The sequence below is a fragment of the Paenibacillus sp. OAE614 genome (assembly GCF_040546645.1).
Classification (GTDB): Bacteria; Bacillota; Bacilli; order Paenibacillales; family Paenibacillaceae; genus Paenibacillus_AQ; species Paenibacillus_AQ favisporus.
This window is the reverse complement of record NZ_JBEPOD010000001.1, coordinates 3896516-3915061: the sequence shown is the minus strand read 5'-3', so window position 1 is coordinate 3915061 and position 18546 is coordinate 3896516. Positions and strand designations below refer to the sequence as shown.

19 protein-coding genes are annotated in these 18546 nt (G+C 52.6%); 15 read left to right on the top strand and 4 right to left on the bottom strand.

Translation table 11 applies throughout. The annotated features are described in order from the left end of the window. Window positions 1–47 precede the first annotated feature (47 nt). From ABIE48_RS17965 to ABIE48_RS17915, 11 genes are all read left to right on the top strand, one after another. Window positions 48–722 (top strand): SOS response-associated peptidase, encoded by a 675-nt coding sequence (locus tag ABIE48_RS17965; RefSeq protein ID WP_105442337.1) that lies wholly within the window; start codon window positions 48–50, stop codon window positions 720–722. 284 nt (window positions 723–1006) lie between these two features. After that, window positions 1007–1660 carry a TetR/AcrR family transcriptional regulator gene (locus ABIE48_RS17960; protein WP_192715423.1) on the top strand — a complete coding sequence of 218 codons (654 nt, stop codon included), beginning with the start codon at window positions 1007–1009 and terminating at the stop codon, window positions 1658–1660. A gap of 70 nt (window positions 1661–1730) precedes the next feature. Continuing rightward, window positions 1731–2258 (top strand): hypothetical protein, encoded by a 528-nt coding sequence (locus ABIE48_RS17955; protein ID WP_192715422.1) that lies wholly within the window; start codon window positions 1731–1733, stop codon window positions 2256–2258. A gap of 1 nt (window position 2259) precedes the next feature. Beyond that, on the top strand, window positions 2260–2676 hold the full coding sequence (locus ABIE48_RS17950) for an SRPBCC family protein (protein WP_192715421.1): 417 nt from the start codon (window positions 2260–2262) through the stop codon (window positions 2674–2676). A 181-nt stretch (window positions 2677–2857) separates the two neighbouring features. Beyond that, window positions 2858–3460 carry a nitroreductase family protein gene (locus ABIE48_RS17945; protein WP_076171583.1) on the top strand — a complete coding sequence of 201 codons (603 nt, stop codon included), beginning with the start codon at window positions 2858–2860 and terminating at the stop codon, window positions 3458–3460. A gap of 182 nt (window positions 3461–3642) precedes the next feature. Then, on the top strand, window positions 3643–4914 hold the full coding sequence (locus tag ABIE48_RS17940; RefSeq protein WP_192715420.1) for a WD40/YVTN/BNR-like repeat-containing protein: 1272 nt from the start codon (window positions 3643–3645) through the stop codon (window positions 4912–4914). Window positions 4915–5022: 108 nt separating this feature from the next. Next, window positions 5023–5454 carry a DUF2500 domain-containing protein gene (locus tag ABIE48_RS17935; protein WP_152398039.1) on the top strand — a complete coding sequence of 144 codons (432 nt, stop codon included), beginning with the start codon at window positions 5023–5025 and terminating at the stop codon, window positions 5452–5454. 175 nt (window positions 5455–5629) lie between these two features. After that, window positions 5630–6379 (top strand): SDR family NAD(P)-dependent oxidoreductase, encoded by a 750-nt coding sequence (locus ABIE48_RS17930; protein WP_192715419.1) that lies wholly within the window; start codon window positions 5630–5632, stop codon window positions 6377–6379. A gap of 219 nt (window positions 6380–6598) precedes the next feature. Beyond that, window positions 6599–8407 (top strand): glycoside hydrolase family protein, encoded by a 1809-nt coding sequence (locus ABIE48_RS17925; protein ID WP_192715418.1) that lies wholly within the window; start codon window positions 6599–6601, stop codon window positions 8405–8407. 89 nt (window positions 8408–8496) lie between these two features. Further along, complete coding sequence (locus ABIE48_RS17920; protein WP_145024445.1) at window positions 8497–9600, top strand: hypothetical protein; 1104 nt, start codon at window positions 8497–8499, stop codon at window positions 9598–9600. Window positions 9601–9757: 157 nt separating this feature from the next. Beyond that, window positions 9758–10222: an SRPBCC family protein gene (locus ABIE48_RS17915; RefSeq protein ID WP_192715417.1), complete on the top strand. Its 465-nt coding sequence runs from the start codon at window positions 9758–9760 to the stop codon at window positions 10220–10222. A 142-nt stretch (window positions 10223–10364) separates the two neighbouring features. On the opposite strand, the gene ABIE48_RS17910 is transcribed toward ABIE48_RS17915, so the two are convergent. The 3 genes from ABIE48_RS17910 to ABIE48_RS17900 all read right to left on the bottom strand — a co-directional run bounded on the left by ABIE48_RS17910 (window position 10365) and on the right by ABIE48_RS17900 (window position 13650). Then, window positions 10365–11744 (bottom strand): ABC transporter substrate-binding protein, encoded by a 1380-nt coding sequence (locus ABIE48_RS17910; RefSeq protein ID WP_145024449.1) that lies wholly within the window; start codon window positions 11742–11744, stop codon window positions 10365–10367. Window positions 11745–11887: 143 nt separating this feature from the next. Further along, on the bottom strand, window positions 11888–12712 hold the full coding sequence (locus tag ABIE48_RS17905) for a carbohydrate ABC transporter permease (protein ID WP_145024451.1): 825 nt from the start codon (window positions 12710–12712) through the stop codon (window positions 11888–11890). Continuing rightward, window positions 12709–13650: a carbohydrate ABC transporter permease gene (locus ABIE48_RS17900; RefSeq protein ID WP_260869361.1), complete on the bottom strand. Its 942-nt coding sequence runs from the start codon at window positions 13648–13650 to the stop codon at window positions 12709–12711. Before ABIE48_RS17900 ends, ABIE48_RS17905 begins: the two co-directional genes overlap by 4 nt. Before the next feature lie 244 nt (window positions 13651–13894). Here ABIE48_RS17900 and ABIE48_RS17895 point away from each other — a divergent pair, with 244 nt between their 5' ends. The 4 genes from ABIE48_RS17895 to ABIE48_RS17880 all read left to right on the top strand — a co-directional run bounded on the left by ABIE48_RS17895 (window position 13895) and on the right by ABIE48_RS17880 (window position 17752). Further along, the gene (locus tag ABIE48_RS17895; RefSeq protein WP_145024455.1) at window positions 13895–14320 is read left to right on the top strand and encodes a cell wall hydrolase; all 426 of its coding nucleotides are present in this window, start codon (window positions 13895–13897) and stop codon (window positions 14318–14320) included. A 66-nt stretch (window positions 14321–14386) separates the two neighbouring features. After that, window positions 14387–14893 (top strand): spore coat protein GerQ, encoded by a 507-nt coding sequence (gene gerQ, locus ABIE48_RS17890; RefSeq protein ID WP_186325981.1) that lies wholly within the window; start codon window positions 14387–14389, stop codon window positions 14891–14893. Window positions 14894–15240: 347 nt separating this feature from the next. After that, window positions 15241–16548, top strand: coding sequence for a hemolysin family protein (locus ABIE48_RS17885; protein ID WP_145024457.1), 1308 nt, complete (start codon window positions 15241–15243; stop codon window positions 16546–16548). A 286-nt stretch (window positions 16549–16834) separates the two neighbouring features. Beyond that, on the top strand, window positions 16835–17752 hold the full coding sequence (locus ABIE48_RS17880; protein ID WP_260869362.1) for an ArsR/SmtB family transcription factor: 918 nt from the start codon (window positions 16835–16837) through the stop codon (window positions 17750–17752). A 163-nt stretch (window positions 17753–17915) separates the two neighbouring features. On the opposite strand, the gene ABIE48_RS17875 is transcribed toward ABIE48_RS17880, so the two are convergent. Continuing rightward, window positions 17916–18368 carry an SRPBCC family protein gene (locus tag ABIE48_RS17875; protein WP_192715416.1) on the bottom strand — a complete coding sequence of 151 codons (453 nt, stop codon included), beginning with the start codon at window positions 18366–18368 and terminating at the stop codon, window positions 17916–17918. Window positions 18369–18546 lie beyond the last annotated feature (178 nt).

Here is an 18546-nt window from a genome sequence, read left to right as displayed (position 1 = left end):
TTCCCTCCAATGGCAAACAATACGGGATAAAGGGAGGCTGATGCTTCATGTGTCAACGTTTTTCCATGGCCGCCGAGCTGCCGGAGGTTCAGGAGCATTTTCAAATCGAACGGGTGATGTATTACTATAAAAACCGCTACAACATAAGCCCGACGCAGCATATGCCGGTGGTGCTCCAGCAGGACGGGGCGCGGATTCTGGATGAGTTTCGCTGGGGCTTTATCCCTTATTGGGGAAAAGACGCGATCAATGCAGACCTTCGGAATGTGCACCAGAACCCCAGTTACCGGAAAATGGTGGACAAGCAGCGCTGCGTGATCCCCTGCAACGGATTTTATTATTGGAAGAGGGAAGGCAAGAAGTCTTATCCTGTCCGTGTAGTGATGAAAAACCGCAGCATGTTCGGGGTGGCCGGATTGTATGAAATTTGGCGGGATACGCGTGGAGAGCCGCTGCGCACCTGCACCTTGGTCATGACGGATGCCAATCCGCTGATCGGTGAATTCGATGCCCGGATGCCGGCGATTCTGTCTCCCGGGGACATGGAGCGCTGGCTGGATGAAAGTACGATGGACCTGGACGCACTGGATCCGATTCTGCGTACTCATTCGGCGGAAGAGATGCATGCATACGCGGTCACACCGCTCATCGACAACGACACGCACGACACGGAGGAATGTATTCAGGAAATGAACCTCGAGCGGGCCTGGGTGAAACGATAAAATTAAAGCAGCTAATCACTGCATACGAAAAAGCCTTGCGGCTGAGCAGCGGGAGGGGATCTAACGCCTTTTCGAGCTGAATCAGCCCTAAGGCTTTTTTTAGTTTGCCGCCGATGACCGGCAAATTGACAACCCGGTATGCTTCTCCTATAATTTCGACTAGTATCTATATAGAATGAACTAAAGAAATGAATGTTATAGGCATATTTGGCCGTTATCATAGGATGTTCAAATGCGAATACTTTAGTTCAATCTATCTAAGTCAACGAAAAGGTGGACGTATGATGTCTCCGCGCACCAAAGAACAAAATGAGGAAATCCGCAGGCAGCGGCAGCAGGAAATATTGCAGGCTGCCATGCGCGTGTATGTTGAGAAGGGGTATGCGGCTTCGGAAGTCAGCGACATTGCGGATCGGGCCGGGCTCGCCCACGGACTTGTATTCTATTATTTTAAAAATAAGAAAAACCTGTTCAGAGCGCTGTATGAGCATATGATGGAGGAATCCCGGCGCTATACCGATGCATTTTTTGCACAGGATCGTCCCGTGCTGGAGTTGCTCGAAACCTATGCTGGGATCGTTTGCGAACGGGTTCTGGAAAATCCGGTGATGTCCCGTTTTTATATGCGGATCAGTCACGATATCCATTTCCTCTATACGCCGGATGAGATTTCACCGTTTGATTGGGTGAAGGGATTTATGCTCCCGATGACCCGCACAATTGACAGAGGCATCGCGGAAGGCGAGATCCGTGAGGGTGATGCACACTTGATGGCGATGCAGTTTTGGGGTTCGGTGAGCCAGGGCATGGCTTATTTGGATCAATCCAAGCAGGAGATGGAAGCCCAAGGGCTGCCGGATGCCGAGGTCAAAATAAAGCTGACCGGGATGCTCCATCAAATCGTAGATTCATCGGTTTCCTTGATCAAAGGAGGCTGATGTTTTTTTTGATTTTAATATTGACTTATAAATCAGTCAAAAATAAAATGAAGGCAAGGAGAGTGATATTTTGAAATTAGTGGAAATGAAGAAGCAGGCATTTGATGCGTTAACCGATGCAGAGCTTGTTTTGGCTTGTACCGAACCAGCAGTCAGCGCGGTGCAGGGAAAAGAGGGTGCCAATAAGGCAAGTGTGATTCGATCGCTTCATCCGGATCAGCAGCAGGTGTTCATGATCAGGCTGCTGTACCCCGCACGCCATTCGGAACCGGACTTCCAAGCATGGATCCGGTATTTGCTTGATACGCCTGGATATTGGCAGGGCGTTCAAGGCGGATTGCATTTTTTTGGCGAAACCGAATTCATTCGGATGCTGGACAAAGCCAAGGAAGCGATCGAAGGAAATGTCCCCCTTTCGCGCACGAATGCCGCGATCCCTTATTCAGAAATCTCTCCTTTATATGAGCAATTCAAATCTGCATTCGACGACACCATGCAGCGGATCAGCCGATACATCCGGATTCATCCGGTTTCATTCGTACAATTCGTTTCATCGAATGCCCAATCGGCCCAACCATGGAATGGAGGCGAATGCTGAAATGGCAACGATTTACAAAGAAATATGGATCGAAGCATCACCGGAACTCGTTTGGGACGTCGTCCGTGACGCCGGCGCCGTGCATAAGCGGTTCGTGCCTGATTACACGGCCGAGACGCATTTTGACGGGGTGAATCGGCAGATCCATTTCAGCAACGGCAATATTGTGAAAGAACTGATCGTCACCAGGGATGATGAGCGGAGAAGAATGGCTTATGCGGTGGTGGAAACGAAAATGCCGCTGCAGCATCATCATGCTTCGTTTCAAGTGTTCGAAGACAGCGGGAGCCGGTGCCGCCTCGTGTGGATTACCGATTTTTTGCCCGACCAGCTGGCAGCGGAAATTCAGATCCGGATCGACCGGGGGGCAGAGGTTATGAAGCGTACCATTGAAACCGAAGCACGGAACAACGTGTAACTAACAGGCAGGTCCATTCGTGATATCAGCGGATGGGCCTGCCTTTTTGATGCAAACAATCCCAGTGGGTCCGCATATTAAAAAAGCAGGCTGGGAAAGTTAACCGGTAACGGCCAAAGTTCATTTTCCTTGGTCCAGGCACATTGTCGCCAGATATATAACATGGAGGTAAGAAAGAGCGATGCCCAAGGATTTTATCGAAGCACTGAAAAGAAGACGTTCCATCTATACCATCAGCAAACAGAACGTGACCACCGATGAGCGTATTCAGGAAATCGTGGAGGATGCAGTCAAGCATGCGCCTTCGTCGTTCAATTCCCAAACCTCCCGTGCGGTCGTTCTGCTCGGGTCCAACCATGACCGCTTATGGGATATTACGGAGGATATTTTGCGCGAGGTCGTCAACAATCCGGAGGCGTTTAAATCGACCGAGCAAAAGATCGGTTCGTTCCGCAGCGGCTACGGCACCGTTTTATTCTATGAAGACATGGACGTCGTCCGCAAATTTCAGGACCAATTCGCCGCCTACAGCGAAAACTTCCCGATATGGTCAAATCAAACCTCGGGGATGGTGCAGCTGATCGTTTGGACGGCGCTTGAGCTTGAAGGCTTCGGCGCTTCGCTTCAGCATTACAACCCGCTGATCGACGAGCGTGTCCGCGGCGAATGGAACCTTCCCGAATCCTGGAAGCTGATCGCCCAAATGCCTTTCGGCAAACCGACGGCGCCGGCAGGGGACAAGGAGTTCCAGCCGATCGCGGAGCGCGTGAAAGTGGTTCGCTGATCCATTGCGCTCATACCAGTAAACAATACCCGGTGTCCTTCATGAGGATGCCGGGTATTTTGTATTTTTGTGTACCATTGCATACCAGTCGTATCCGACTGGCGTGAGCACCTCTTTATGTTATAATATTTATTTTAGAAGATGACTTGAGTGTAAGGGTCCTCAGCGAAGGAGGAATGAGAATGAGACGGTGGAAACAATGGACGTGCATCGGTCTTCTGTTCTGTTTATTGCTCTCTGCCTGCACATCAGAGAAGGAAGAACCCGCGTCTGTACCTGTCCCGAATCCCGAGCCTGCGGAGCTGGGGCAAACACTGACCGTGGTGCCGACAGAATCAGCCAAGGCCGCTGCGGAAGATCCATCCCAATACCAAATACAGACCCGCTTGACGGACTTCCAGCTTCTAAGCGGGACGACGGGTATCGCGTGGGGACTGACGAGAAATGAACTGCGGATGTACCTCACGGAAGACAACGGAAAAACGTGGATCAACATTTCGCCGGCTTCCAATGTACAATTTCCCGATAATTTAAAATATGGAAGAGACCTGTATTTCAAAGACCGGATGAACGGCTGGGTTGTCCGCAGCGCTTCCGGCACGTCGGAGACGATCGTGCTGCATACGTCGGACGGAGGCGGTTCCTGGAAAGTGTCCTCCATCCCGGACAAGAACAAGGTGACCTCGATCTTTTTCGATTCCAATAACGTCGGCTGGATTATGCTGACCGCGGAATCATCGACAGGCAAACAGGATAAAACGCTGTATAAAACCGAAGACGGCGGAGCCAAATGGAAAATGGTGATGCATAATTATATCAGCAGCAATCAGACGTCGACGCAGGGTGCTATTCCGCCGCTCGGCTATGCGATGGGCATGACCTTTACCAGCCCGGCAAAAGGCTATGCGATGATTCAGGAGCTTGGGGTGCCGAAGCTGTACCGTACACAGGATGGGGGCAGCGAGTGGAGTGAAGGACCGGCGTTTTTTAACCGGGACAAGCTGGCGTCCTGCAGCGGATTTATTCCGTCAAGCCCGGAATTTTTCGATACGTCCAATACGGAAGGCTGGATTCCTGTCGGCTGCCAGGTCGGCGATTCAGCTAAATACAACGGCTTTTTCACGACGGACCAAGGCCAGACCTGGACTTTCGCCCCTTTTAATCTGGGTTGGAATAAGGGCGTAAACCAGTCGCTCCGCCCTTCATTTATTAATTCTACACAAGGTTGGGCTCTGGTCGGCAATCTAATGTATCACACCGAAGACCAAGGGAAGACGTGGATGCCGCTGCCCGCAAGCCGCGTGCTGACCAGTATATTAAAGGAATATCCCGAGGTCGGTAAGCTGCAGTTCAGCTCCCAGCGAGTCGGCTGGATGCTCGTTATGAAAAATGACGAAATGCGATCGCGGCTCCTTCAGACGATTGATGGGGGAATTACTTGGAAAGTGCTCTGATCCCGTAAGATTGGCATCAAGTTCTTCAAATGGACGCATATACTGTTAATGACCATGCTATGCGTGTCACTGTGAAGCTTGAAGCTGGTGGATGGAAGGGGGAAGAGCATGGGAGATACGTCTTTCTGGATGTTCGATTTCTTCGGAAAGGTCATGCCGATCTTTTTTGTCGTTGTTATCGGAATTATTCTACTGTCTGCCGGAAAAGGAATTCTGCAGTGGGGGCGCAACAACAAGCAGCCCGTGCTCACCGTGGATTCCCGGATTGTCAGCAAACGCAGTCAGGTCAGCCATCATCAGCATCAAGATACCAATGACCATCTATCCAGCTATACGAAAACGACCTATTACCTTACTTTCGAAGTGGAGAGCGGCGACCGGATGGAGTTTACGGTCAGCGGCGAACAGTACGGTTTATGCGCCGAGGGCGACGCCGGCCGTCTTACCTTCCAGGGAACGAGATACCTGGGATTTCAGCGCTACATGCGCGTATCCGGAGAAGAAGGCACCCCCGGCGCTTTTCGGAGGATGAACCCATAGTTTCGGAACCCGAATCCAAAGAATTGAATGGATGCGTCTTCGGCAGATCGCTCTGCCGGAGGCGCTTTTTTTTCTGATTTGCGCGAGGTGGCGTGCAGCACGGACGTTTCTTGATTCCCCGGCTGCGTTAAGGTTAAATAGAGACATCGAGATTAGATCTAAAGGAGGAATGGTCATGTCATTCGAAGGAAAAGTCGTCGTAGTGACCGGGGCGGCGCAGGGAATCGGAGAAGGGGTTGCCTGGGCTTTTGCCCGGCATGGCGCGCTGGTCGTCCTGGGTGATCAACATGAGGAGAAAGGTGCGGCAGCTGCCGCCTCCCTCCGCCAGGACGGGGGACAAGCCGTGTTCTGCCCGTGCGATGTGCGAAGCGAAGCGGATATCAAGCGGCTGATGCAGACGGCGCTGGACGAATACGGGAGACTCGACGTCGTGATCAATAATGCCGGCGTGTCACGCTGGAAGTCGCCGTACGATCTGACGGTGGACGAATGGGATGACGTGCTGAACACCAATGTCCGCAGCTGTTTTTTGGCGACCAGGGAAGCGGCCCGGATCATGAAGGAGAAGGGGATTCATGGATCCGTTGTGAACATGGCGTCGACCCGTTCACTCATGTCGGAGCCGAATTCCGAGGCGTATGCCGCCTCCAAAGGGGCGATCGTGGCCTTGACCCATGCGATGGCCGTCTCCCTTGGGCCGGACGGGATTCGTGTCAACTGCATCAGCCCGGGATGGATCGAAACGGGTGACTACTCCGCTCTGCGGGAGGAGGACCACAGTCAGCATCCGGCGGGACGAGTAGGTAAACCGGATGATATCGCCCGTGCCTGTCTATATTTGGCAGATCCGGACAATTCATTTGTAACCGGGACCCACCTCGTAGTCGATGGGGGCATGACCCGCAAAATGATATATGAACCGTAACTTTTCGACTAATCAAAAGGTACTAATCCTTTCCAATTTTTCTCTATAGCCTTGTAAAAGGAAAAAATGAACTGGAGAATTTAGTTCCTTCTATGCAGTCGGGAAACCTTCTGCCCGCGGTGAGCCCAGCCTAATAAGGACTTGGGCTCATCTCTTTTTTCGACATCAATGCTATAATTACTCCGTTCTACTAGAGATCTATAGGAATGGAGGGAAATTATGATTGTCAAAAGTTCTCGAATCCTGCTGACCGCGCTGATGTGCCTTTCGGCTTGGCTGCTGATGGGGTTTTCGTCCCCGTCCGAACCAGTTAAAGCCACATGGGTATGGCAGACGGAGCTGATCGAGGATGGCGGGAAGGACCTGCTTGACTTTGCCCAAAACCAAGGAATCAACTTGATTTACTTACAGATTAATCGGGACATGCCGGCAAGCGAATATGAAGCTTTCATAAAAAATGCTCATGCTGACAACATTGCCGTGCATGCGCTCGGTGGAGACCCGGGTTGGGCACAGACCAAGCACCGTGACCGGCTTGTGGGTTTGGTGGATTGGGTAAACGATTACAACAACACTGAAGCATCTGAAGCCCAATTCGACGGCATCCATTTGGACATCGAACCTTATGTTCTTCCGGAATGGGGCACCGACCCGGAAGGCGTCATCGAGACATGGATCAATAATATACAAGCCTTCCTGGATGCAGCGCACGCATCCGGCTCCAAGCTGGACCTCGGGATCGATCTCCCGTTCTGGTTTGACGGGTATACCGTCCCGGACCAGGGCGACGAGAAGCTGACCGAATGGTTTATGAAGTCGTTTGACCATGTGACAGTTCTGGCTTACCGCAATACGGTCGATTCAGAGCACGGCATCGTGGAACTGGCCAGGGACGAGATGGAATCCGCCCAGCGGCTAGGCACCAAGGTCCTCGTGGCCGTCAATACGAAACAAATGCCCGGTGAGGAATATACGTCCTTCTACGGAAGCGGTAAAAGCGAAATGGATCAATCGCTTGCATCGCTGTCGGGCGCGCTGGAATCCTATTCCTCGTATGGGGGCATCGCGATTCACGACTTCCGCAACTGGGAGAACATGCCGGACGGCGGAGAGCCGGGAGGCACCAATCCGGATCCCGCACCAGACCCGGAGCCCGCACCTAATCCAGATCCGGAACCTGAAACACCTTCGGACGGCCAAGTGCCGGACCCCGATCCGGTTGACAGGGATAAACAGGTGCGAGGTACATACGTATGGGAAGCCAATCAGGTCATGGAACACGGCCAGGAAATTATCGAATTTGCCAAGGAGAAGAAGCTGAACTGGCTGTTCGTCCGCCTGGACCTTCAGCAGCCGGTCGAAGCGTATCGTTCGTTTGTGAAGGAAGCCTCGGCGGCTGGAATCGAAGTTCACGCCATGGGCGGTCACCCGATTTGGGCACTGACGGAAAGCCGGCCGAAGATGATGAAACTGGTGAATTATGTGAAGAAATATAACCAGGAGGTGGCAGGGGACGAGCGTTTCCACGGTATCCATCTGGATATCGAGCCGTACGTGCTGCCGGAATGGAGAAAGGATCCCGACCACCTCCTTGAGGAATGGACAGGGAATTTGAGCGCTTTTGTCCAGGAAATCAAAACGGATTCGAATCTGCAGGCCAGCATGGATTTGGCCGTTTGGCTGGACAAATACAGGGTCCCCGGCACAGATGAATCCATCAGCAAGTGGATGATCGACAAGATGGATTTTGTATCCCTGATGGCATTCCGCGATACGGCGGGAGGAACGAATGGGATCGCAGCCGTCTCCAAGGAAGAGATTGCCTTTGCCAATGAGCTTGGCAAGCCGATTCTCATCTCTGTCGAAATGAAGGACAGCGGGGAAGGGAACCATATTACTTTTGCCGAGGAAGGATCCGCCTACATGGAGGAAGAACTCGCGAAGCTGCCTGGGCTGCTCGCCGACTCGCCGTCCTATACTGGAAACGTTGTTCACGCTTACGACTACTGGAGAACCGCGAAGCCTTAACCTGTTTTCCCTAGGCATTCACACAGATCTGCCGCCATGCATAACATAGGATGTAAACATTTTCGGACGACAAAGGAGTGTTGACCCGTATGGCGGATCAAGTGAAGCATTATTTTGCGAGGGGAAATACGGCGGACGGTTTATATACGCTGTTTGATTCGGTGCTGAGCGGTTTGGATACGGTTTTCGTACTGCAGGGCCGGGCAGGGACGGCGGTCTCGGCATTTCTCTCGGAGCTTGCAGAAGCATGGAGCCAAAAGGGCTGGAGCCTTCACTATATTCATCATCCGTTGAACCGAGACTGGCTGGAAGGCCTCATCCTGAAGGATATCGGCGTCGGGGTTGTCGACGGCAACGCCTGGAGCGCCGATCCGGTTCTCGAAGGAACCGAAATCCGCATGATCGATCTGGAGGATGCGATTTCCACGGAGCTGCTGAACGAGCATGCCGGCGAAATGGAAGAGGCCGAACGGCAAACGAGCGCGCTCTACAGCGAAGCCTACGATACGTTCCAAAAAACGCTGCGGATCCATGATGAATGGGAAGCCTTCTATATCCAGAATCTGGACCGGGCCGTCATGGACCGGCTTGCCGAAGAGTGGGCGGAAGAACATCTCGTTCCGATCCGGCCCAGACGTGCCCATGCCGTTCACCGCTTCCTTGGCGCGGCTACCTGTGAAGGGGCCGTCGATTATGTTCTGAATTTAACGGATGGCCTCGAGAAGCGCGTCTTCGTCAAAGGCCGCCCGGGTTCCGGCAAATCGACGCTGTTTAAACGCCTTGCCAAAGCGGCGGAGGAGCGAGGGGTCGACACGGAAATTTATCATTGCGGCTTTGATCCGAACAGCCTGGACATGATTATTTTTCCGCAGCAGAGCCTGGCGATCTTTGACAGCACGGCGCCCCATGAGCATTTTCCGAGCCGTGAGGGGGACGAAATTCTCGATGTTTACGAACTGGCGATTACGGCGGGAACCGACGAACGGTATGAGGATCAGATCGCCGAAATTCGCGGCCGCTACTCTCGCTCGATGAAGGAAGCGATCGCCCTGCTGGCCACAATCAGAGAAGTTCAGGAGCCCGTTCTGCGAATTTATGACCAGGCAGTCGACCGGGAGGCCATCCGCCGTTTGGCCGAAGGAATCTCGGCCGAAGTGGATGCCTTGACGAACTCGTCGGTCGTTGGCGATTAATTACGGTCGTCTTTGCATCATAGGAAAGCCCCGGTTTCCAAATCATTGGGAGCGGGGCTTTTTGATGTATGGCTATCCCACAGCGGCTTTACTTGACCTGCCTATGTCTGCTGTCTATGATGATACAAGCTCCGAAATCCATGAGAAGAGGGAGGAAATGAACCGAATGGACAAGCGCTCCTTTGTTTATGTCACCTATATTGCTGCGACGCCCGAAAACCTTTGGCAAGCCTTGACGGATGGCGACCTGACCGAGAAATACTTTTTCGGAACACGGGTGGAATCCGAGTGGACAGTCGGATCGGCCGTGAACTATTTGCGAGGCGGCGAGGTGACCGATTATGGTGAGGTGCTGGTCTGCGATGCGCCCAGGCAGCTGTCTTTTACTTGGACCTATACAGGGGACAACACGCCCCGGAACAGTCCGGGCGTCGTTAACTTTGAGCTGCAGCCCATGGGTTCGGTCGTGAAGCTGATCCTCCGGCACGAGAACTTGCTGGAAAGCGACTTTGTTGATGAAGAACGCACCTTTGAAGGGTATAACAACGGCTGGCCGGCGATTCTCAGCAATCTCAAAACTTTTTTGGAAACAGGCAAGACGATGCCGCCGATCTCCCTATAACAGCTTGCGGACACTAATTCCTTCAAAAGACAAAACGAAAGCCGGAGTTCTCGAGAGGAGAACTTCCGGCTTTTCCTGTTTGATGAAGCTAAAAGTGCTGCCTGTGCAACCAAATGAGTTCAGCTAAAGCTATTCGTTGACCTTAATGGCCAACCGTTTTGTTATATTCCTCGATCTTGCTCGTAATTTCCTTGGCGGCATCATCTAATGCCTGCTTGGATGTTTTCTTGTTGTTAAGCACTTCCTCGATCGCCGTTTCCGTCAGCTGGCGCGCTTCGGGAAACACCCCCATCACCGCGCCTTGGGTAGCGAGGCTTGGTTCGGTTTGGTGCAGCTGATCTACGGCCGTCTGGAACTGCGGGTACTCCTTCATGTTGTCTTTTACGTTCTGTTCGTCATAAGCTTTGGTCGTGATCGGGAAGTAGCCGGTATTGATATGCCATTCGGCTTGAGATTTCGGCTCGGCCAAGAATTTGATGAACTCCCAGGCTGCTTTTTGTTCGGCTTCCGGCCGATTGTTCAGGATCCAGTTGCTCGCCCCGCCGACAATGACTCCGCCTTTCGTTGCGGCGTCCGGCTTCGGCAGGAAGGCGGTGCCGACTTCAAACTTGTCACCAGCAGCCTTAACGATGCTGCGCAGCGAAGCCGTGGAATCGAGCGTCATGGCGATTTGGCCGGCGGCAAAGGCCTTGGACGTATCATCCGTCTTGCGACCGAGGTTCAAAAGCGACTTGTCGTCCACCATTTGTTTCCACCAATCGAGCGTCTTGACGGCCGCGTCACTGTTCAGCTGCGAGGCGGTGGCCATACTCGTTCTGCCGTTGCCGTTGTTCAGGAGCTCTGCGCCCTGATTGGCCAGCAGCTGCTCCATAAACCAGCCGTAGATCGCGAAGGAACCGCCGGCTTGTCCCTGCTTGGTCAGCTTCTTCGCCGCTTCCGCCACTTCGGCGTACGTGGCCGGCGGCTTCTCAGGATCCAGCCCGGCTGCTTTGAACGCGTCTTTGTTGTAGTACAGAATCGGGTTGGACGTGTTAAACGGCATGGAGTACAGCTTGTCGTCAAATTTGTAATAGTTCAAAATGTTCGGTTCGAGGCTGGAAATGTCAAATTGGTCCGCATCAATGAACTGCTGTACAGGTGTAATCGCCTTGGTGTCGATCATGAAGCGGCTTCCGATCTCGTACACCTGAATCAGGGAAGGACCGCTGTCCGAGCCGAGCGAAGCTTTGAGCTTGTTCAGGCTCTCGTCGTACGTCCCCTGGTATTCCGCCTGAACGACGATATCTTTATGAGAAGCGTTAAATTCATCCACCAGCTGCTGTGCCGCTTTTCCCACATCCCCGCTCATGGAATGCCACCAGACCACCTTTACAGGACTGCTGCCGCCGGAAGCGGAAGCCGCGGCATTTGCCGTATCTTCCCCGGAAGCTTGGCCGCCGCTGGATGTTCCGCATGCCGCCGTAATCAGCATCATGCAGGACAGCAGCATCATGGCGAGTGATTTCTTGCCAAATGGTTTCATCTTCAACAATCTCTCCCTTTTTGAAATCGTTAATTGATATCGGAAATTATAAGCCGGCAGGAACGCCAACCGGCTTATAACAACGATCCGGTTCTGAGTGTAAACGGATTGAATGTGCATCGATAGACGTTTTCCTCATGCCACTAGCCTTTGAGCGCGCCTGCCGTAATTCCCCGCACCAACGGCTTCAGACCGATGATCAGGAGCAGGAGGGACGGCAGCAGAAGCACCACGATGCCGGCCATGACGACGTTCCAGGCGGTGACTTCCTCAAACTGCAGCATGCCGATGCCGATCTGTACGGTCCGCATGCTTTCCTTGTTTGTAATGAGCAGGGGCCACAAATAATTGCTCCAATTCGTCAGAAAGGAATAGACGGCAAGGGTCGCCAGGGCCGGCGCCGACAAAGGCAGCACCAACCGGGAAAAGATGCGGAGATGGCCGCAGCCGTCCATTTTTGCCGCCTCGAACAGTTCTTTCGGCAGCTGCAAAAAGTACTGTCTGAGCAGGAACGTGCCGAACGCCGAAGCGATAAAGGGAACGATCAAGCCTTGATACGTATCGACCCAATGCCAGCTGCGTACGGTCAAATAATTGGGAATCATCGTGACTTCCCATGGAATCATCATCGTCGACAGAAACAGGGAGAACAGCAGCGCCTTGCCGGGAAAGCGCAAGAACGCGAAGGCATACGCCGCCAGGCTGGCCGTAATCAGCTGGCCGAGCATGATGGCCGTGGCGACGACGAAGCTGTTGCCGATGAACCGGGCCACCGGAATGGTCTGGAACACCTGAACGAAGTTGGCGAAATGCAGTCCCGAAGGAAGCAGCCTGGGCGGGTATGCCGCCGATTCAGCGCTGCTCATGAAGGCTGACGACAGCGTGTACAGCAGCGGAAACAAAGTCGCCAGAGACGCCAGGATCAGGAGAAGGTACAGCAGCGGCTGCTGGATTCTGCTAAGGGTCATTGGTAATGCACCTTCTTTTCGCCGAATTTAAACTGCAGGATCGTCAGCGCCGTGATCAAGACGAACAGGATCAGTGCCTGCGCACTGCCGCTGCCGAAGCGATAGTTGATGAATGCATCCTGATAAATGTTATACACGAGCACGTCCGTGCTGTTCATCGGGCCGCCTTTAGTCAAAATGTTGATTTGGGCAAAGGATTGGAACGCGCTGATGATCGACACGACCCCAACGAAGAAAAGGGATGGAGAGATCAGCGGCAGCGAGATCCGGAAGAACGTTCGCACCGATCCGGAGCCGTCGATCTTGGCGCTTTCGTACAGGTCGTCTGGAACGCCCTGCAGGCCGCTCAGCAGCACGATGTAGTTAAAGCCGAGGTTCAGCCAGACGGTCATAATCGCGATCGAAGGCAAGGCCCACTTCGGATCGGTCAACCATTGGATCGCCGGAATGCCGAGAAAGCTGAGCCCGTAATTCAGAATGCTGAGGGTCGGGTGGTACAGAATCATCCAGATAACAGAGCCTGTTCCAACCGAGACGGCCATCGGCAGCGAAAAGATAAAACGGAAGATCTTCATGCCTCTAAGCTTCTGGTGGGACAAGGCGGCCAGCAGCAGGGCGGCCGCAGCGCCGGTCGGCACGGTGAACAGGATGTATTTTACGGATACCCACAGGCTGTTATAGAACTGGTCCGAGCTGAGCACCGCCGTGAAATTGTCGATTCCGACGAATTCGGCAATCCGGCCCTGTGGATCCGTCAAAAACAAGCTCAGGTAGACGGATTTACCCAGGGGGTAAAACAGGAAGATGCCGAAAACGATAAGGGAAGGAGCCAGGAAGCAATAGGCAAGCAGCCGTTCTTTCCAGCGGGAAACGCGCAGCGATTTCAGCGGGATAGCCCCTGCACGGGCGCGGGATCGGGGAGGATTTGGTAGCGTCATGTCTTTTTCCATCAGCCTGGTTCGACCTCACTTTATAAGGATGTGGACTTTCCTTACCCAGTATAGAGAGGCGTTGTTAACGGGAAATCAGACGAATGTAAAGCTTTTCCGATAAACGGACAACTTTGTCAAATGCTTGTAAATGAGCCGCAGGATAGGACAAGAAGCGCAATTTTTCTGGTCACCAACTGGGCGGATGCACATACACTGTAGAGGAAAACATCGAAGCAAGGAGGATGGACCTTTGGCTGTCATCAAAACCAATTCGGAGCAAACCAGGCTATTGGCACGGCTTATGAGAGCGGAAGCGGAATCCGAAGGAGACCTGGGCATGTTGATGGTCGGCAACGTCGGGGTGAACCGGGTGCTCGGGAACTGCCTGGATTTCAACAATATCCGCAGTATTCGGGATATGGTGTTTCAAAGTCCCGGCGGGTTTGAGTCCACGCAAAAAGGGTACTTCTATCAAAGAGCGAGAGACGCCGACATCAGGCTCGCAAGGCGGTCGATTAATGGCGAGAGAACCTGGCCGGCATCCAATGCACTGTGGTTCTTCCGTCCGACGGGAGAATGCCCGCCGACCTGGTTCAACCAGCAACAAACCGGACGTTTTAAATCCCACTGCTTCTTCAGCCCATCCGCCGCGGATTGCCCACGAGTCTATGGATAGACCTTCAAGCAGCACATGGGACATGGTTTTCCAATTTGCCATATATAAAGGAGGATGCAAAACACAATGATACCGCAACCGTTCCGACCTGTTACGTATTCTGGAGGAGGTTATCCCGGGGTCTCCGGCATGGGGCCGATGGGCCAGCACGGAATGATGGGTCCGATGGGACAGCAGGGGATGATGGGTCAGCAGGGGATGATGGGACAGCCCGGAACTCTGGGAACCGTTCCGCCGCCGGTGACGAGCGGCAGCCCGATGACACAGACCGGCGCTGTCGTCCAGGCACCGCCTTCCCAGCAGTTTGAGCAGTCGTACGTTGAGAACATACTTCGCCTGAATCTGGGCAAAACGGGCACCTTTTACATGACATACGAAAACAACTCGCAGTGGAATGCAAAAATATTCACCGGCGTCATCGAGGCGGCAGGCCGTGACCACATCATCATCAGCGAACGTTCGACAGGCAAACGGATTATTTTGCTGACGATCAACCTGGACTACATCACATTTGACGAGCCGCTGACCTATCAATATCCGGGTGTTATCGGCAACCCGCCGACAACCCGTTAAACTGCATTTCGCCCATAAAACCCATAGCAAATGACGAAAAAGCCGTCCCTGGTGTCTGAATTGACAAGGGACGGCTCTTTTAGCCTGGCAACCGCTCGATTGCTTGAAATATCAGGCCGTCCCTGAATGATGCAGTCATACCTTGCCGTTTGACTGTGTAGTGTATAATTATATAATTAAGTATAGTGTATAGATTAAGCTAAAGATTTCGTTTATTTGAAGGGAGATGAATCCATTGGGAAGTTGACGGCCTATTCGCAGCAGTGGATAACGGTGGTTCACCATTTTAACTTACGAAGGAGGTGTACCTATTTGCCGGTCAAGGATGACGGTGAATAGGAAGCAGATTGGGAGACCCCTTACCGAGTTTGATATGGGTTTTTATACTCGTATTATTGAACGGTTTTTTTGTATCGGTTGAATTTGCCATGGTCAAGGTCCGGAGCAGCCGGGTAGAGACCTTGGTGGAAGAAGGACGACGAGGCGCGGTGTATGCCCGCAAGATCGTCAACAATTTGGATGCGTATTTGTCCGCATGCCAGCTGGGCATTACGCTCGCTTCGCTGGGGCTTGGATGGCTCGGCGAACCGGCGGTCGCGACGCTTCTCAGACCTTTGCTTCATTCGCTAGGGTTTGGGGAAGCAGCTGTACACGGCATTGCGGTCGTCATTGCATTCCTGCTTATTACGATTCTCCATATTGTGCTTGGAGAACTGGCACCGAAGACGATGGCCATCCGCAAGGCGGAATCGGTCGTGCTCATGTCGTCGGCCATCATGATCTATTTCAACAAATTAATGTACCCGTTCATTTGGGTATTGAACGGATTGGCAGGCAGCCTGCTGCGGGTGTTCCGTGTCGCCCCGGCTTCCGAGTCGGAGTCGGCGCATACGGAGGAAGAAATCCGCATTCTGATGAAAGAAAGCAACAAAAACGGACTCATTGACAATACGGAAATGGCACTGGTTGATAACATATTCGAATTTGCGGAAACGACCGGACGGGAAATCATGATTCCCCGAACGGAGATGATCTGTCTGAATACTCAGCTGTCCCGGGAGGAGAATCTCGAGATCGCTTATGAAGGCATGCGGACCCGGTATCCTGTCTGTGACGGAGATAAGGACCATATCATCGGCTTCCTGCACATTAAAGACTTATTACATTCCACAACGCTCGAATACAATACTTTAATACGTCCGATCCTGACTGTGCCCGAATCCATCCAGATCAGCGCATTGCTGAAACTGATGCAGCGGGGCAAAACCCAGATCGCCATCCTGATTGACGAATATGGAGGCACATCCGGGCTGGTTACCCTGGAAGACATTATGGAAGAGATCGTCGGTGAAATTCAGGACGAATTCGACGAGGAGCGTCCGGGAATCGAGAAAATCCGCGACGACGAATATTCGATTGACGGATTGATGCTGATTGAAGAAATTAATGAACGCTTTGGTCTGGAGCTGGATACATCCGATTACGATACGATCGGCGGCTGGCTGTACTCACGCATCGAGGCGATTCCTCCGCAGCGAGGACTGTCGGCAGAACTGGACGGCCACATTTTCATAGTGGAAGAAACGGATAATAAGCGCATTTCAAGGATTAAGCTCCTGAAGCCGGAGGTCATGGTCGAGGAAGCGGGCGCGTAGAGTTGTAACATATAGGGAGAAGTTCACGGGAGCAGTCCGCGGATTGGCGGGTGCTTTCTAAAGGGCACAGTGCTGCGGCGCTGTGCTCTTTATATTCACAGGTTGGTCTTCAATTTTTCTTAGTAAATCGATAAGAAATCCTTATATTTAGTTCCATTTTGTGCTGAAAAGGCAGCATTTCGATCGAATGCCGTTTGGACTATCGTACGGTGATTCGTTAAAGGAGTGGAACATCACGGAGCATTCACGTTATAATGATTACTAATTTGAGAGGGGGAACCGAGGATTGGATTACCGCATTGACATAAAATTCGAGCCCGTACATGAATTTATGAACAGCCTTCATACCTATATTTGCCGGGCGTCCTACAAAAAGATCGATCTGTCCCCTTCGTGGGCAACGGCCACCAAGAAACAGCTCAAGCCGGAATTTGCCGCCATGCTGGACGAGATGCTCGTGAATGGCGACTGGTGGAGCTTTGCTTACCTGCTGGGCCTCCTCGTTCCGGAGGGCAGGGGCGTCGAGGGATTCCTGGACTGGCTGGAGAAACTGACGATTCAGGACCTGGTCCAGCTGTTTACTGCGAACGGCAATGAGTTTCCGGACGAGGATCTGGAGGTTTTCCTGGCCCGGACGCGGTCGATGTTTGAGCAGTGGAACGAGCAGTACTTCCGGAACGTGGATCGTGCCATTCTGCAGGCGCTGGAACGGGAGAAAGAGGAGCGGCTGCAGCAGCTGACGGACGCGGACCGGGCGGATTTTGTCGACGAGACGACCAACGGAATGCTGTTCAAACCGGTGGACAGCGCGGACGAGCTGGTGCTCATTCCGCAGTACCATTTTCAACCGGTCAACATGGTGACTCATTATGGACGGAAAATTTACTGCCATTATAATTCCCGTATTTATTTGGGAGACGATGATTATATTCCGACCCATGACCTGCGGATGATCCGCAGCCTCGGCGAGAAAAGCAGGCTTAAAATTTTGCGCTTTCTGCATGGAGGACCGCGGACGTTTACGGAAATCGTCAGTCATGTCCAGCTGTCCAAAGGCATTACCCATGACCACATTTCGAAGCTGCGCACCGCCGGGTTGATCTACGCCCATTTTGAAGGGGAGAACCTGACCGAATACAGCCTGAGAAAACGGGCCATCCATCAGATGCAGGAACGGCTGCTCGGGTACATAGAAGAAGGCTGAAGCTTCGATACCAATTGGAACAGCAGAGCATGAGGGACCGGACCATAGTACACGAAGGGGTCATTCGGCAGCAGGGTCGTATAGACAGAAGCGAGCAGATATAAATATAAAAAATAGCCTGGCCGTAGATGTTACGGAACCAGGCTATTTGTACGTTAACCATTTACGGCCGGCTGAGTATATGATCTTCGGACTCTATTGCCGCTTTGAGCTCGTCCAGCAGCTGAAGCCACGTACGGACATGCCACTGCCTTGCAGCCATGCCTTGCGGCGTATTTTTCCATCCGATATGCATCACGCTGAGGCGGGTAAGGTCCTCCAGCTGTTTGAAATTGACCTGCACCCTGGTTAAATCCCCGTCCAGATTCATCGTCTCCGCAAAAATTTCAGGTCCTTTCCACTCAAACTGCAGCACCCGCGGTTTCTCATATTTGAGCAGTTTGCATCCGGTTGGTGTCTGATCATTCGGGTCAGGGTACAGCTCGTATTTGCCGCCTTCCCATGGTTCAATCCGTGCTGCAGGAGCCAGCCACGCCTTGACGCGGTCTTCTTCCGTCCAAGCCCTCCATACCAGATCCAGCTCTTTTTCAATGAATATTTCGTGTTTAATGGTCACTGTAATGAAGTCTCCTTTGGCCAGTCGTCAATGAATCTATGATTTACCTTATCCTAGCATATTTTTACGGCCGAAGTCATGCCAAAACGGGAACAAACTGGGGATATCTCCTTTACGTTGAAACGGGCTGTTTCCCTTACAGAAAACGCATATGACAAACTTTCAGAAAAAAACTTTT

What these genes read in the sequence shown, in the direction of transcription:
- ABIE48_RS17940 (WP_192715420.1), top strand. Translation starts at nt 3,643, where the DNA reads ATGAGACGGTGGAAACAATGGACGTGCATCGGTCTTCTGTTCTGTTTA.
- ABIE48_RS17930 (WP_192715419.1), top strand. Translation starts at nt 5,630, where the DNA reads ATGTCATTCGAAGGAAAAGTCGTCGTAGTGACCGGGGCGGCGCAGGGA.
- ABIE48_RS17935 (WP_152398039.1), top strand. Translation starts at nt 5,023, where the DNA reads ATGGGAGATACGTCTTTCTGGATGTTCGATTTCTTCGGAAAGGTCATG.
- ABIE48_RS17900 (WP_260869361.1), bottom strand. Translation starts at nt 13,650, where the DNA reads ATGACGCTACCAAATCCTCCCCGATCCCGCGCCCGTGCAGGGGCTATC.
- ABIE48_RS17915 (WP_192715417.1), top strand. Translation starts at nt 9,758, where the DNA reads ATGAACCGAATGGACAAGCGCTCCTTTGTTTATGTCACCTATATTGCT.
- ABIE48_RS17950 (WP_192715421.1), top strand. Translation starts at nt 2,260, where the DNA reads ATGGCAACGATTTACAAAGAAATATGGATCGAAGCATCACCGGAACTC.
- ABIE48_RS17905 (WP_145024451.1), bottom strand. Translation starts at nt 12,712, where the DNA reads ATGACCCTTAGCAGAATCCAGCAGCCGCTGCTGTACCTTCTCCTGATC.
- ABIE48_RS17910 (WP_145024449.1), bottom strand. Translation starts at nt 11,744, where the DNA reads ATGAAACCATTTGGCAAGAAATCACTCGCCATGATGCTGCTGTCCTGC.
- ABIE48_RS17960 (WP_192715423.1), top strand. Translation starts at nt 1,007, where the DNA reads ATGTCTCCGCGCACCAAAGAACAAAATGAGGAAATCCGCAGGCAGCGG.
- gerQ (WP_186325981.1), top strand. Translation starts at nt 14,387, where the DNA reads ATGATACCGCAACCGTTCCGACCTGTTACGTATTCTGGAGGAGGTTAT.
- ABIE48_RS17925 (WP_192715418.1), top strand. Translation starts at nt 6,599, where the DNA reads ATGATTGTCAAAAGTTCTCGAATCCTGCTGACCGCGCTGATGTGCCTT.
- ABIE48_RS17965 (WP_105442337.1), top strand. Translation starts at nt 48, where the DNA reads ATGTGTCAACGTTTTTCCATGGCCGCCGAGCTGCCGGAGGTTCAGGAG.
- ABIE48_RS17920 (WP_145024445.1), top strand. Translation starts at nt 8,497, where the DNA reads ATGGCGGATCAAGTGAAGCATTATTTTGCGAGGGGAAATACGGCGGAC.
- ABIE48_RS17945 (WP_076171583.1), top strand. Translation starts at nt 2,858, where the DNA reads ATGCCCAAGGATTTTATCGAAGCACTGAAAAGAAGACGTTCCATCTAT.